Genomic DNA, 13,822 nt, shown 5'->3' on the forward strand with positions numbered 1-13,822 from the left:
AGTACTTTTCTGTAATCTCCTTTTACGTATTCGTAGAAACCGTTGAAAGAAGGAAGTAACTGATGTTGTTTGATACAGTCTATGTATCCGCTTACTGCATTGGACAAGGCTACTTCTTCTGAACGGGTCGGTGGTTCGTCGTCGCGCTTCCACAGGGTCAGTATCAGTGTTTTGATGCTCTCCCGTTTTTCGATGTCGAACACACCATCGTCGGTGTAAAAGGGGTTAAAAGCAATGGGATTGTCTTCGGTGTAGGTGAAATACACTCCGTCTTCGCCTTTGGTTTTTCCTTTGATGAGTTCACATAATCCCTGATAGGAATTACCCGTATCAACTAATAGTACGTGCGCTCCCTGCTCGTAATACTGCCGTACCATATGGTTAGTGAAAAAAGATTTACCGCTACCGGATGGACCTAATATGAACTTGTTCCTATTGGTAATGATCCCACGTTTCATTGGCAAATCCGATATATCCAAATGGATTGGTTTTCCTGTAAGGCGGTCAGCCATTTTAATACCGAAGGGAGAAGGTGAATTGTGGTAGTTCGTCTCCTCAGTAAAAAAACACAATGCGGGTTCGATGAACGTGTAAAAGCTTTCTTCACTTGGAAAATCACCTGCATTGCCCGGCATTGCTGCCCAATACAAGGTTGCGGTGTCGGTAGTGTTTTGCCTTGGTTTGCATTCCATCAGTGCCAGGGCACTACCGCAATCGTTTTTCAGCTGCTTTAACTCTGAAGGGTCTTCTGACCATGCCATTACATTGAAATGTGCCCGAACAGACGACAACCCGAAACTATGAGCTTCATTCAGGTACTTTTCAATCCATTCCTTATTGATCTGGTTCGCTCTGCTGTATCTCGCCAGTGAATGCATATTTCGTGCGGATTTCTCGAATTTCTGCAGGTTGTCTTCACTGTTGTCCAAGAACAAGTATTGGTTGTAAATGTGGTTGCAGTTGAGTAGTAATCCTACAGGAGCTGCGAAAGATAATCGGCAGTCACTTCGGTCGGTTGAAAGTTTCTCAAAACGGGTATCTGCTGCTACGGTTGCTGGCAGATCATCGGTATCTGAAAGGGTGTGAAGAGCCAATCTTTTGTTTCCGATGCGTACTTCCTCTGTTCCCAATGCAATATCCTGCATCGGCATTCCAGGTTCTTTTGAAAGAGTGAGGTACTGTTCCAATAGCCCTTGTTTTTGATCGGTTCCAATAAGGTCTTCTTCAGTAAGTCTGTCCAGACCTATAAAACCGCTGTCGTTTACAATGCGCTCAAACTGTGCAACTGCTTCCATAAAACGACTGATGTTTTCCCTGTTTCGGATTTCTTTCGGAATCAGCGTGCCTTTGCATAGTGATGAAAAGTTGCTTTCTGTCCGCATACGTTCTTTGGTTGTTTTTGTCAGAAACAGATAACAGTAATGGTTCAAAAACGGTCGTTCGTTGAAATGCTGTTGGTAAGACCGAGCTAAAAATGTCTGATCTTCTTTAGTTAAATCCGGGCTGTATTTTTCCTTTATGTACCAGTCCTGTTTATGAATGATGGTATAGTCAGGAAGCGTTTTTATCGCCTTATGCCATGCGGAATGAATGGCTTCGTATTCGGCGGAAGCGACTGTGAACAGCTCGGGCAAGCGTACTTTAAAACAAACCGTAATATCCGCTTCTTTTGAAATGATGCAGTTGTTTTCAACTGCCAGCAGTGGAAACTTGTTTTCCAAAGTCGTTGTTTTTGCTGTATTTCTCATTTGACAGTTTGTTTAGTGTTGTTCTTCAGATAGCGGTGTACCGGTTTCCTGCAGATGATGTACTTGGGATGTCTTTTGTTCGCTGCGATCTTCATCAGCCCGTGTTCTCCATACTTTCGGTTTAAAGAGAATGTCTGCCATACGATGAGCGATGCACTGCCAGTTCCCAAGACAATGCAGATAAAGGAGTTTACACCAATCATGTACATGATCATTACAAGAATGAGCATACCGAGCAATCCCCCTGCAAAGATGAAGAGGTACTGTGCTTTGAGTCCTTTAAACTCTACCGTCCTGCCAATACCTTTATTGATGTTGTAGTTCATAAGGCATTTGATTAAAGGAAGAAGGAGCGTAGGATGGTTGCAGCAACGATTAAGAAGATACACGCACCAAACCAGCTGGCTGCTGTTTTGCTTGTATCCGGATCTCCGGAGCTGAATTTGTTGTAGACTTTTACGCCACCGATTAGTCCTACTACGGCACCGATGGCATAAATAAGTTGTGTGGCTGGATCAAAATAGGAGGTAACCATCTGGGTTGCTTCATTGATTCCTGCGTTTCCGTTTCCTTGAGCGGATGCCGTAATTGCTGATAGCATTACTACTGCTGTAAACAGCATTTTTCTTTGTTTTTCCATAATTGTAAGTATTATTTGTTATGTTATCCCACACGTTGCGGGCTTTGGGAACAAATGTCTTAAGGAAGGAGTGTTTGTTTTTTGAAATGGAAGTGTGGGGCAGAAGTTGGAAGGTTGTTTCTTAAATTAACTATTCATTTTTTTAGTAATTCTTAGATACTTGAGATTTCCCAATATTCATTATTATCAGGTAATCTCTCAACACCGTCAGTGATACGTCTCCTTTAATAAGCCTTCCATATAATTCACTTGTTTTTTAAAGATATTATTGTTATTTTTAAGGATATTAACCTTTAATACAATATATTATGAAGAAACTGTTATCTATTATCATGCTATTTATTGGTATCACATCCTGTACTACAGAAAATGATATCGGTACGAATCAAGAAGGACAAAGGCAAAAGGACCTAAAATCCCGAGACGGTATAAATTATGGTGAAATGCATAATGATATTCTAGAAATTTATTATGCCGATTATGACTATAATTCTAATGATGTATCTTTAATGGAAAATGCAGTAGAAGAATATCTAATAGAAAATGAGTCAACTGTAACTTTCAATGACGTCAAATCATCTAACTCGGTATTATATTATTACAGCCAAAAGTTATATGCGACTGCAGGTAATGTTAATGACATAAAAAATTTGTTTAAAGAAATTAATGAAGAAGGACTAAGTACGCAAAAGGCTTACGACTATTCGTTAGAACTACTAGAAATTTTTGAACTATATGAAGGTGATGTAGTTACTTTTACTGAAAAATTGAATATCTATCGAATAAAAGTAAATTCAGATAGTTCAATTGATGGAAACCTTAAGAATAATTTGTTGAAGGCTGTAGAAATAGGGGAGTATTCGCATATGTATTGGTATGAAATTGTAGGAATTGATGCGAATTTGGATTCGAACTCAGCTAATGCAGCTAATTACGGTGGAAAGGTTGATACACGGAGAATTGCAGTGATAGCAGGTGGAGATGTTGCTGGAGCTTTAACGGGTATTCAAAGTGGATTGGTTGGATATGCTTCGTTAGTATTTGGTCCTTGGGGAGGAGCGATTGCAATGGCAGGTACTGCTGCGGTTGGTTCTTTAAACGCTGCAAGAGTATTAAGATAGTTTTAATAAATGAATGTAAATATAATTTAAATTACTTATTATGATTTTAAATGTAAAAGCTAGTTTTGTATATGGTTGGTTTTCTTTTAGAAATATAAGTATTTACGCAGATAATATATTATGTGGTAGTATCACTGGAACTGGTAAAAATGTAATTGAAATCCCGCATAATACTAAAGTAATTAAATTTGAATTAGGTAAAATTTACCCTTACACAACAACAGTTTATTTAAAACCTGAAGATTATGATTTAAATGAGGTCTTTGTAGGGTTATCACTAAATCATAGGGGAATAGCTCTCGCATTATACGATAGTCTGAAAACTAACTATTTAAAGAGCACAAAACTGTCCGAACAAGATTATATGCTTTTTGGCAAAAACGTAGATGATGAACAGTTAATCGAACTAAAGAATTATAAAACATCAATTTTAATGTTGCTTATTTCATTACTTATTCTGGTGTTTTCGGTCGTTCAGCAAAATAATGATTTAAGTCCTTTCGCATTTCTTATTGGTCTTTCTTCTCTCGTTACATCTTTAGTGTATTTTAGGGAAAGAAAAGTGGTAAAGAGTAATTACATGGTCAGAATTATTGCCAGTGTATTGCTCTTTATATTGGCGGTCTGTTTTTTGGAGAACAGTTACATGTACTTGAATTGGATTATTTTATTGTTTACTGCTCTCTTAGTAATGTTCTTTATTGAGAATTTAAAAGATAACAATAAGACAAACATAAAAGAAGCTTAACGGCTTCTTTTGTTTTAATATAAGTCTTGATGTATTTAAAATAAATGTGTTTAAAATAAATGTGTTTAAAATAAATGTGTTTAAAATAAATGTGTTTAAAATAAATGTGTTTAAAATTAATAAGTATTAAGTGTTTAGATCTTTATATTTTTGATTTCAAAATTGGTTTATTCTTTTCAGATTTTTTTAGTTTATCTATATTTTCCGTAATTTGTTGAGTTATATAGATATCTTCCCATTTCCCGTATTTAGATTTGAAACCCATTTGTAAACCTGATTTTTCTATTCCATTTTTTAAATCGTATCCGTGCTGTCTCTTCCAGCCGACCGGATCTAATTTATGCACATTAGGTATTTTGAGAACAATAAGGTCTTTAGGAATTTCAGTGATGGTCTCGTAGTCTATTTTGCCAAGTTCTTTCTTCTTTGGATCATAGGGAGTAATGTATAGCTCCTTCTCATCATTCAAATAATCCTTAATTTCTGAAAAGACGATTCCCTTGGATAAGAAGTCGTCCTTTGGTCTTAATTTATCCATTCTAATATCAACGTAGAATGTATGACCATGTATTTCTATTGTAGGTAATATTCCCTTGTTAACACGCATGTCAAACGCCTCGTCAAGTATTTCAGAGCCTGTTTTTTTACTTTTCATGTAGGTCTGGTTAATGTTAGTCTTGAGAATATTAAATGAATTCCCCTATATCAAAATCCGTTAAATCGTTTTTCTGTATTGTAGTAGGATTGCTGTTCGAATCTGACATAAGGCAATTGTTTAATAGTTTTGCGATTTTAGTAGATACACCTTCAATAGAGTTTTCCAACAAACTGAATAATTCTGTTCCCTGTAACCGTTGAACAATATCAACGGCTTTATCTTTTTGGTCTTGATTTAAATGCTCATTTTGAAGGAAGTTATTTACAGTTCCTAATTCTTCAAAAGTAACTCCCTGTGCAAAGCCGTTATCAGTACGAGAGATATGGTATTGATACCATTCTTCCTCTTCTTCCTCCAAATTCGGACGGTTTGTAAAAGCTTTATCCAGTTCTTCTTTTGGGATCTGACGGTATAATGTTTCGTTTTCATCATATTCGATGTCTAAATCTTCTGGATTTACTTCGGAGGTATTCTTGAATAGCTCAATTTCTGTAGTTTTTTCAGATGATGAAATTAATGGCTGAGATTTTGGCTGCCCCATGATATCGGGGAGATTAGGATTTGCTTTTGGTATTCTTGATGGTTTGTTTGCTTTTTTATTTAGAAAGCCTCTGTCTTGCAATAATAGTATAACTAATAATATCAGGCTTAGGATGATGATTTTTTCCATAGTTTAGATGATTGGTTTGAAATGCTGATTGAAGTAGTCTGTAATCTCATCTCCGAATTCTTTGAAATGATGCTCTAGTATGTTGTCAATGTACGAATAAAGCGTTGTTTTTTCTTCTTTTGTAAGTTGTACCATGCGGATAAGCCTTTCGTGATATTCTGGTCGTATATATACAACCTTTCCATTTCTACCGGAATGATAACTGTTGACCAAAAAGGTTTCCTCGTAGTTGACTTTTTTTGAAAAATTGGATTTAGGTTTTTCTTGTTGTTGACGCTTAATTTGGTTTTTCTTTTCGGTTTTTGAATTATCTTTTGGTTCAGAAATATTTTCATCCCCACTTATGACGTTCATAAGATAATCTTCGTCAATATTAGGCTTTTTAAAATCACTGTTTTTGTTTTCTGTGTTCATAATCTTATTTATAAATGGGTTATTTTTAAGAATTCTTCGATGAACTGATCCATTCTGGTGGCTTTCAGTAATGGTATTTCCGCTGGGAGCAGACTTGATCTAAATATGTAATTTTCCGTACCGTCTGTTTCTTTTCTAAAACGTTTGCTGTCCATAATCCTTGTTTCCATCAATGGTAGTTTAAGTTCTGTAATTACTTTTTGATAGGCTTCGTAGAGTTCGGTTTTTTCCCTACCATCTACCTGATTCCAGAATAACCATAACTCTTGATCTTTATTTCCTTCTATTGTTTTAGGTAGATCCAAAAATGCTTTGCTGAATCCCAGCGAACTTTCTACTACCTGTCGGTCGGCAGTGATGGGTGAAAAGATGTAGTCCATCATTTTTAAGGTAGTAAGCACACCTGTGGTATTTGCAGTTCCTGGAAGATCAAAGAAGATTACATCGGGAACAACAACTGATTTCTCCTCATATTCTGCTGCTTTTTCCAAGGCATGCTCGGCCTTTATCTTAATGATAGGATATGCCTTTTTGTTGATTGTCTGAAACTGCTTCATGGCTGCTTTCTTGTGATATTCGTTCTTCATGATATTGTTTTTGTCCCGTTCCCGCATATTGGTCAGACTGTGCTGGGGAAAGTCGCAGTCGATGACAACGACATTGTAACCTAAACGGTAATGAAGTACACTTGCTACCAATGTTGTTAGGGTAGATTTTCCGACACCTCCCTTTTGGGTTGAAAAACTGATTTTTAAAGGTTTTTTGTTTGTTTTCATATTTTAAAAATTTAATGTTATATGCTTTGTTTGCTTTATATTTTGATTGCTTTGAATTTTAGTGTATTACCTTATTAGTATAGTGTTGCTTATATATATCCCTTAATTGGAATGTGTAAATTAAAATTGCTGTAATTCAGTATCTCTTACTGTATTTCTTTAAATATCATTTTACCATTGTATCTCTTTGTATATAACAATATGTCTTACTGCTTTTACGCTTTTACATTTTTATACTTTTAAAACTTTATGCTTTTACATTAAACTGCTTTTGTTTAAAAGCAGTTTAATTGTTTAATTCCTTCGAAATTTTACAGGTAACTGCAAAACCATACAGCAAATAAAGTGTATGGTTGAGCATAAATCTTGCGAGCGGCTTTATTTGGCTTTACCAGGCTTTCTTTGTTACTTATTCGGAAAACAGTGTTTTAATCTGGTAGGTTTTACTTTGTATTTGAAATTAAAAACCTAGATAATGCAAAACTTAAATGATAGATTTAAGATCAAAGGGAATCACACAAAGATGTTTTTCCCTCTTACTTCCAATCCGTCCCGAAGGGCGGATTTTTGTGTTCGAAAGAACACGGCAAGTTGTGTTTTGAGCATCCCGAAAAGATTTTCGATGCGCAAAACAACTTGCCCTTTGCAGGGGGCAGAAAAACCTCCGAAGTCTGTTTTTTTAGCGAATTTAGGGAGGATTGGTTATGGAGGAGAACAATAAAAAACAATTGAGAAAATCGGGTAGACCTTTGAAGAAGGACCCTGTGAAATTTCGATACACGGTTTCGTTTAATGAGGAAGAACATGCACGGTTTCTAGCCCTGTTCGATAGTTCGGAAATGAAGGTTAAAGCACATTTTATAACATCCTGCCTCTTTGAAAAGACGGTTAAAACCATTCAGATTGATAAAGGGACTGTAGATTTTTATATGCGGCTGACCTCTTTTCACAGCCAGTTCCGTTCGGTTGGTGTAAACTATAACCAGATTGTAAAGCTATTATACCGTCATTTTTCAGAAAAAAAAGCAGCAGCTTTTCTTTTTAAGCTGGAAAAACAGACGGTTGAATTGGCTGAACTGTGTAAGAAGGTTATTCAGATCAGTGAGGAATTTGATTTAAAATATTTGAAAAAAGAGAATGAGAAATGATTGCAAAAATAGGAAAGAGTGCAAATTTGTATGGTGCATTGGCGTACAATAATATTAAAGTTGATAATGAGGAAGGAAAGATACTGATGATTAATAAGATGATTGAAACTGTAAACGGACAATATTCTGTTGGGCAACTATTCCGATCTTTTGAGCCTTATCTGCTTGCTAACCGCAATACCGAAAAGCATACGGTGCATATTTCCCTTAATCCTGATCCAAAAGATCTAGTAAGTGACGATAGATTTCGACAAATAGCCGAAGAATATATGGACGCAATGGGATATGGTGAGCAGCCTTTTGTTGTCTTTAAGCATACTGATATTGACCGTACGCATATCCACATCGTATCTGTTTGTGTAGATGAAGAAGGTAAGAAGATTTCTGACAGGTTTGAAAAAAGGCGGTCCATGAAAGTATGCAGGGATTTGGAAACCAAATATGGACTGATTTCCGCAATTGAAGAGAAAGGGGAAATAAAGAGTGCTATATTTAAGGCTGTCGATTATCAGGCCTTCGATGTTAAAGAACAGATAGCTTCTATTGTAAGGCATCTGCCTAATTATTATCAGTTTCGTACACTAGGCACATATAATGCTTTGCTATCACTTTTTAATATTGCTGCTGAACAAGTGAACGGAGAAATCGATGGACAAACAAGGGAGGGGCTCGTTTATTTTGCTTTAGATCGTCAGGGTGAAAAGGTTAGCAATCCGTTCAAATCCTCATTATTAGGAAAAGAAGCTGGATTGATTGCATTGCAAAAGCATTTTGAACAATCAAAAGAAAGAATGAAGGAAAGTCCTTCAAGGTCATTATTGAGTAGTACAATAGAAACAGCGATGAATATTACCACTAATGAAAGGGACTTTAAAAGCTTGCTTATTGAACAGGGAATAAACTGTGTAATAAGAAGAAATAATGAGGGGCGTATTTATGGGATTACATTTATAGATCATGAATCCAGAACTGTTTGGAATGGTTCTCATTTAAGCAAGGAACTTTCCGCCAATACTTTTAATGATTATTGGAATAATAATATAAAAACTGAGAGAAAAGAGTTTGTACAACATCAATCTAAAACATGGCAATCAACCGATACTGAAAATATACCAGATGAAAAGCCGCATCACTTATTTGATTTCCTAAACTCGACCGAAGAAGAAGACATTTTGATTGAAGGATTAGGTGCTTTATTTATTCCCGAAATTCAAGGCGAAGATTATGAGGAACTGGATTTTGCTAATCGGATGAAGAAAACAAGGAAAGGAAGGAAGCAATAAATTTTTAGATTTTTTTAGTTTCTAATAATAAATTACCCCAGTCATTCAATTTCCAAAGGACATCTATCAATTTCTTTCCAAGCGGGGTAAGTGAATATTCCACACGGGGTGGCAATTCATTAAAGCTCTCTTTGATTAGAATTCCATCAGCCACTAATTCATTGAGTTGTTGGTTTAAAACCCGTCTGTCAACTTTTGTAATCCCCCTCAACATTTCACTTGGACGCTTTTCTCCTTCATTGATACGCCAAACAATTGGAATTTTCCATTTCCCACTAATAGCATTAACAGCAAATTCCAATGGGCAAATTTTTTCTTCTATGGTTCGTTCCTTTGTTTTCATAAAATTGACTTTTTTATCCCATAGGGACAATTATATGCGGTATTGTGGTTCTGAATTTAGTTTCAAAACTTTGCAAAAATATAAAACAATTTATGAAAAATTTAAGCCAACAGATTGAGGAACTAAATGAAAATTTAGCTCTACAACTTCCGCCAGAAGTACTACAAGTTTTTAGACAATCCATTCAAGACTTGAAAACCGAGAACATTGAAGAAAAATGTATCAACACAGGTGATCTGTTTCCTGATTTTAGCTTGCCAAATTCAAATAATGAAACCATACAATTAAAGGAGCTTCTTAAAAACGGAAAAGTAATTGTAGCTTTTTTTCGTGGCAATTGGTGTCCATATTGCAACCTTGAACTAAAAGCTTTACAACATAAACTCAAAGATATCGCTGACAATAAAGTAACTCTTGTAGCAATATCACCACAAAAAATCGATTATAACGAAGAATTAAAAGACAATCTTGATCTAGGTTTTGAATTATTAACGGACAGAGACAACAATTTGGCTAAACAACTTGGTATTTCGTTTAAACTTCAAGATTATGTAATTCCTGTTTATGAAAGTTTAGGCATAGAGCTAGCTGAATACAATGGGAATAATGATAGCGAATTACCTGTACCTGCTGTCTTTGTCATAGATATAAATGATAAGATTACTTATAAATTTACTGACTCCAATTATATGAACAGAATCAATATTCAGGAATTAATTGAACAGTTATGATAAAAAGAAAAGGTTCAAGAAGTACAAAGGATATTCCTACAGCTATTTTAGCAAGCCTTAATCGTGGAGAAATGGAAACTGCTAATCTTATAGAATGGTTGGCGGTGGATCAAAGGCTTTTGCTTGAAAATTTACTTATAGAAAATCAGAGGACGGAGTATTTAAAACCTATTCTGAATAAAATTGATCAATTAAAAAAGCAAACCGTAAATACTATAAACGAAGCTATCGGAACTGAACTTTTGCAGTTGGTCAACCAAAATAATGATAACGAATTTTTATACCTACTCTCATATCATACTTCCGATTTGGTGCGCTGTTGGGCTACCTACATTATTGGGAAGAACGAAGCTTTAAGCATAACCGAAACTCTTAATAAAATTCAGCCCTTTGCAGCAGATAAGCATTTTGGTGTAAGGGAAATTAGCTGGATGTCTGCAAGAAATAAGATAGCTTCTGATATAGAGAAAAGTATTGCCGTTCTTTCAAAGTGGGTGTCAAATGATGATGAGAATATAAGAAGATTTAGTACAGAAGCAACTCGCCCCCGTGGAGTTTGGTGCGAGCATATTATTGAACTAAAGAACAATCCTGAGTTAGCTTTGCCCATTTTAGAGCCATTAAAATCAGACACTTCAAAATATGTTCAAGACAGTGTAGGGAATTGGTTAAATGATGCCAGTAAAAGCAATCCCGTTTTTGTAACGGAACTTTGTAAAAAAAGGGAGAAAGAAAGTGATACGAAAGAAACAAAGTACATTATCAAAAGAGCCTTGAGGACACTAAACAATGTTTAGTAGTTCATCACAAAATTGCATCTCTCGGCAACAGTAGTTTTTGGGACTTCAATTATTTCGTAGCCGTATTTCAAATAGGTTTCTTTCATTTTTTCAAAGGTGTAAACAGCCTCTTCCCAACTTTGTTTCCTTTCATTGTCTGTCGCATAAATATCTTTCCAAGGCGGAAGTATAAAAACTTTTCTATTGTAAGGACATGACTTAATTAATGTATTCAATTCTTCTGTTATAGGTAAGTTCTCCATCTCCATATAACAAATGGTATCCAGAATTCCTCTATCGAAAAATACAATTTCGGAAGATGCTTTGCTAACGACTCGTTGATAGATTTCTAAAGAAGCTCTTAACATCAGTTCCGAATAATATGCTTTATTTTTCCATGGTAAACCTTCTCCATCTACTCTCATTTGCTCTTTAATAATTTGTCTTGCATCTTCCGGAACAGTTATAAAACCTTTATTTTCAAGAGCATTTAATAAGGTGGTTTTTCCTACTCCAGGACCTCCGGTAATTACAAATAGATTCATCACATTTATCTTTTATTTATACAAATTTATTTATTATTCAAGCGTTTGGCAAAACACGACCTCTCAAAGCCTATGACTACTAAATTGTTATGACAATTTCATAAAGCTATTAATTTCACGCCCGAACATTAAGACTTAAAAAAATGCAAGGAGAAGACGATTTAAGAGGTCTTGCCAAGATAATGGCATTTATGAGGGCAGTAAGTATCCTTTTGGTATTGATGCACCTTTACTGGTTTTGTTACGGATTCTTTATGAATCGTGGTTGGACGTTAGAAATCATCAATAAGATTTTAGGAAACTTTAATCGAACTGCTGGTTTATTTGAGCATACTTTATACACAAAAGTATTTGCAATAATATTACTTGCTTTAAGTTGTCTAGGAACCAAAGGTGTAAAGAATGAGAAAATTACTTGGGTAAAAATATATATAGCTTTGAGCATTGGGTTTGTATTATTTTTCCTAAACAGCCCATTATTGAAATTATCATTAGATATAGGAATATTCTTATACATCTTGACTATTTCCTTGGGCTATATTGCCTTAATAATGGCTGGAGTTTGGATGAGCCGTTTGCTTCGTACCAACTTGATGGACGACGTTTTCAATAACGAGAATGAAAGTTTCCAACAAGAAACCAAGTTGATGGAAAATCAATACTCGGTCAATCTGCCCACTAAGTTTTACTACAAAGGCAAATGGAACAACGGTTGGATAAACATTGTCAATCCATTCAGGGCATCAATCGTGCTGGGTACCCCAGGTTCAGGAAAATCGTATGCAATTGTAAACAACTACATCAAACAGCAGATTGAAAAGGGCTTTAGTATGTACATATATGATTTTAAATTTGACGACCTTTCTACTATCGCCTACAATCACTTACTGAAGCACAGGGATAAGTATGAGGTACAGCCTAAATTTTACGTGATAAATTTTGATGATCCACGCAAGAGCCACCGTTGCAATCCACTTAATCCCGACTTTATGACGGATATTTCTGATGCTTATGAAGCGGCTTATACGATAATGCTGAACCTCAACCGTAGTTGGATACAGAAACAAGGCGATTTCTTTGTGGAAAGCCCCATTATCTTGTTGGCTGCAATCATTTGGTATCTGAAAATTTATGAAAATGGAAAGTATTGTACATTTCCACACGCTATTGAATTGCTGAACAAGAAATATTCAGATGTTTTTACGATTTTAACTTCTTATCCTGATTTGGAAAACTATTTATCACCTTTTATGGATGCATGGCAAGGTGGGGCACAGGATCAATTACAGGGACAAATTGCATCGGCAAAAATTCCTTTGTCAAGAATGATTTCTCCACAGCTGTATTGGGTAATGACTGGCGATGATTTTTCTTTAGACATAAACAACCCTAAAGAACCAAAGATTCTGTGTGTAGGTAACAATCCAGACCGACAGAACATTTATTCTGCTGCTTTAGGTTTATACAATTCGCGAATTGTAAAGCTTATAAACAAGAAAGGACAGTTAAAGAGTTCGGTCATAATAGATGAATTGCCAACAATTTATTTCAGAGGATTGGATAATCTCATTGCAACAGCCCGAAGCAATAAAGTTGCAGTCTGTTTAGGTTTTCAGGATTTTTCTCAACTAATCCGGGATTACGGAGATAAAGAAGCTAAAGTTATTCAAAATACAGTCGGTAATATTTTTAGTGGTCAGGTAGTAGGGGAAACGGCAAAAAATCTTTCAGAACGTTTCGGTAAGGTTCTTCAAAAGCGCCAAAGCATATCTATTAATCGTAATGATACTTCAACTTCTATTTCTACACAATTAGACAGTCTGATACCCGCTTCGAAAATCTCTAGTTTGACGCAGGGAATTTTTGTGGGATCAGTATCGGATAATTTTGATGAACGAATAGATCAAAAGATATTTCATGCTGAAATAGTTGTAGATAATGAAAAGGTTGCTTCTGAAATGAAAGCTTATCAAAAGATTCCAGACATTTTATCTTTTGTAAATGACCAAGGTGAGGATAAGATGAAGGAGGAAATTGAAGCTAACTATAAACAGATAAAGTTGGACATTCTCAACATTGTAGGAAGTGAAGTGGAGCGGATTAAGAATGACCCTACTTTACAACACTTGATGAGAGATTAAAGAAGCGATACTGATTTAGAAAAATCTATGATACATCTTCAGTCAATTCCTGTTATGTACAATAAGGCTAAAGAATT

At 35.5% G+C, this 13,822-nt stretch carries 16 protein-coding genes; 7 read left to right on the forward strand and 9 right to left on the reverse strand.

Annotated elements, in window-relative coordinates; all coding sequences use genetic code 11:
* The 3 genes from BM253_RS10295 to BM253_RS10305 form a co-directional block, all read right to left on the reverse strand.
* A partial coding sequence (locus BM253_RS10295; protein ID WP_091523420.1) for a TraG family conjugative transposon ATPase occupies positions 1 to 1,748 on the reverse strand: 1,748 nt, incomplete at its 3' end.
* The gene (locus BM253_RS10300) at positions 1,745 to 2,074 is read right to left on the reverse strand and encodes a DUF4133 domain-containing protein (protein WP_091523423.1); all 330 of its coding nucleotides are present in this window, start codon (positions 2,072 to 2,074) and stop codon (positions 1,745 to 1,747) included. The genes BM253_RS10300 and BM253_RS10295, both read right to left, overlap by 4 nt.
* A gap of 11 nt (positions 2,075 to 2,085) precedes the next feature.
* Entirely contained in the window at positions 2,086 to 2,388 is a 303-nt protein-coding gene (locus BM253_RS10305; RefSeq protein ID WP_091523427.1) for a DUF4134 domain-containing protein, read from the reverse strand.
* 308 nt (positions 2,389 to 2,696) lie between these two features.
* On the opposite strand from BM253_RS10305, the gene BM253_RS10310 reads away from it, so the two are divergent.
* Together BM253_RS10310 and BM253_RS10315 are read left to right on the forward strand one after the other, a co-directional pair.
* A complete protein-coding gene (locus tag BM253_RS10310) occupies positions 2,697 to 3,509 on the forward strand; it encodes a hypothetical protein (protein WP_091523431.1) in 813 nt (270 codons plus the stop codon).
* A 40-nt stretch (positions 3,510 to 3,549) separates the two neighbouring features.
* On the forward strand, positions 3,550 to 4,257 hold the full coding sequence (locus BM253_RS10315) for a hypothetical protein (protein ID WP_091523436.1): 708 nt from the start codon (positions 3,550 to 3,552) through the stop codon (positions 4,255 to 4,257).
* Between the two features lie 142 nt (positions 4,258 to 4,399).
* Here the strand turns inward: BM253_RS10315 and BM253_RS10320 are convergent, their stop codons facing one another.
* The 4 genes from BM253_RS10320 to BM253_RS10335 are packed head-to-tail and all read right to left on the reverse strand — an operon-like array spanning position 4,400 to position 6,775.
* Entirely contained in the window at positions 4,400 to 4,912 is a 513-nt protein-coding gene (locus BM253_RS10320; RefSeq protein WP_091523439.1) for a hypothetical protein, read from the reverse strand.
* 31 nt (positions 4,913 to 4,943) lie between these two features.
* A complete protein-coding gene (locus BM253_RS10325; RefSeq protein ID WP_091523443.1) occupies positions 4,944 to 5,585 on the reverse strand; it encodes a conjugal transfer protein TraD in 642 nt (213 codons plus the stop codon).
* Positions 5,586 to 5,588: 3 nt separating this feature from the next.
* Positions 5,589 to 5,999 carry a DUF3408 domain-containing protein gene (locus BM253_RS10330; RefSeq protein ID WP_091523447.1) on the reverse strand — a complete coding sequence of 137 codons (411 nt, stop codon included), beginning with the start codon at positions 5,997 to 5,999 and terminating at the stop codon, positions 5,589 to 5,591.
* Positions 6,000 to 6,007: 8 nt separating this feature from the next.
* A complete protein-coding gene (locus tag BM253_RS10335) occupies positions 6,008 to 6,775 on the reverse strand; it encodes a ParA family protein (protein ID WP_091523450.1) in 768 nt (255 codons plus the stop codon).
* A 704-nt stretch (positions 6,776 to 7,479) separates the two neighbouring features.
* Here BM253_RS10335 and mobA point away from each other — a divergent pair.
* Complete coding sequence (gene mobA / locus BM253_RS10345; protein WP_091523457.1) at positions 7,480 to 7,923, forward strand: conjugal transfer protein MobA; 444 nt, start codon at positions 7,480 to 7,482, stop codon at positions 7,921 to 7,923.
* A complete protein-coding gene (gene mobB / locus BM253_RS10350) occupies positions 7,920 to 9,206 on the forward strand; it encodes a conjugal transfer protein MobB (RefSeq protein WP_091523461.1) in 1,287 nt (428 codons plus the stop codon). Before mobA ends, mobB begins: the two co-directional genes overlap by 4 nt.
* A gap of 4 nt (positions 9,207 to 9,210) precedes the next feature.
* On the opposite strand, the gene BM253_RS10355 is transcribed toward mobB, so the two are convergent.
* A complete protein-coding gene (locus tag BM253_RS10355) occupies positions 9,211 to 9,549 on the reverse strand; it encodes a winged helix-turn-helix transcriptional regulator (RefSeq protein ID WP_091523666.1) in 339 nt (112 codons plus the stop codon).
* A 92-nt stretch (positions 9,550 to 9,641) separates the two neighbouring features.
* On the opposite strand from BM253_RS10355, the gene BM253_RS10360 reads away from it, so the two are divergent.
* Both BM253_RS10360 and BM253_RS10365 read left to right on the forward strand, forming a co-directional pair.
* On the forward strand, positions 9,642 to 10,280 hold the full coding sequence (locus BM253_RS10360; protein ID WP_091523466.1) for a peroxiredoxin-like family protein: 639 nt from the start codon (positions 9,642 to 9,644) through the stop codon (positions 10,278 to 10,280).
* The gene (locus tag BM253_RS10365) at positions 10,277 to 11,077 is read left to right on the forward strand and encodes a DNA alkylation repair protein (RefSeq protein WP_091523468.1); all 801 of its coding nucleotides are present in this window, start codon (positions 10,277 to 10,279) and stop codon (positions 11,075 to 11,077) included. Before BM253_RS10360 ends, BM253_RS10365 begins: the two co-directional genes overlap by 4 nt.
* On the opposite strand, the gene BM253_RS10370 is transcribed toward BM253_RS10365, so the two are convergent.
* The gene (locus tag BM253_RS10370; protein ID WP_177205762.1) at positions 11,074 to 11,604 is read right to left on the reverse strand and encodes an AAA family ATPase; all 531 of its coding nucleotides are present in this window, start codon (positions 11,602 to 11,604) and stop codon (positions 11,074 to 11,076) included. The genes BM253_RS10365 and BM253_RS10370 overlap by 4 nt on opposite strands.
* 143 nt (positions 11,605 to 11,747) lie before the next feature.
* Here BM253_RS10370 and mobC point away from each other — a divergent pair, with 143 nt between their 5' ends.
* Positions 11,748 to 13,745 carry a conjugal transfer protein MobC gene (gene mobC / locus BM253_RS10375; RefSeq protein WP_091523475.1) on the forward strand — a complete coding sequence of 666 codons (1,998 nt, stop codon included), beginning with the start codon at positions 11,748 to 11,750 and terminating at the stop codon, positions 13,743 to 13,745.
* The last annotated feature ends 77 nt before the right edge of the window (positions 13,746 to 13,822 follow it).

It is taken from the genome of Paenimyroides ummariense (assembly GCF_900115115.1).
Classification (GTDB): Bacteria; Bacteroidota; Bacteroidia; order Flavobacteriales; family Flavobacteriaceae; genus Flavobacterium; species Flavobacterium ummariense.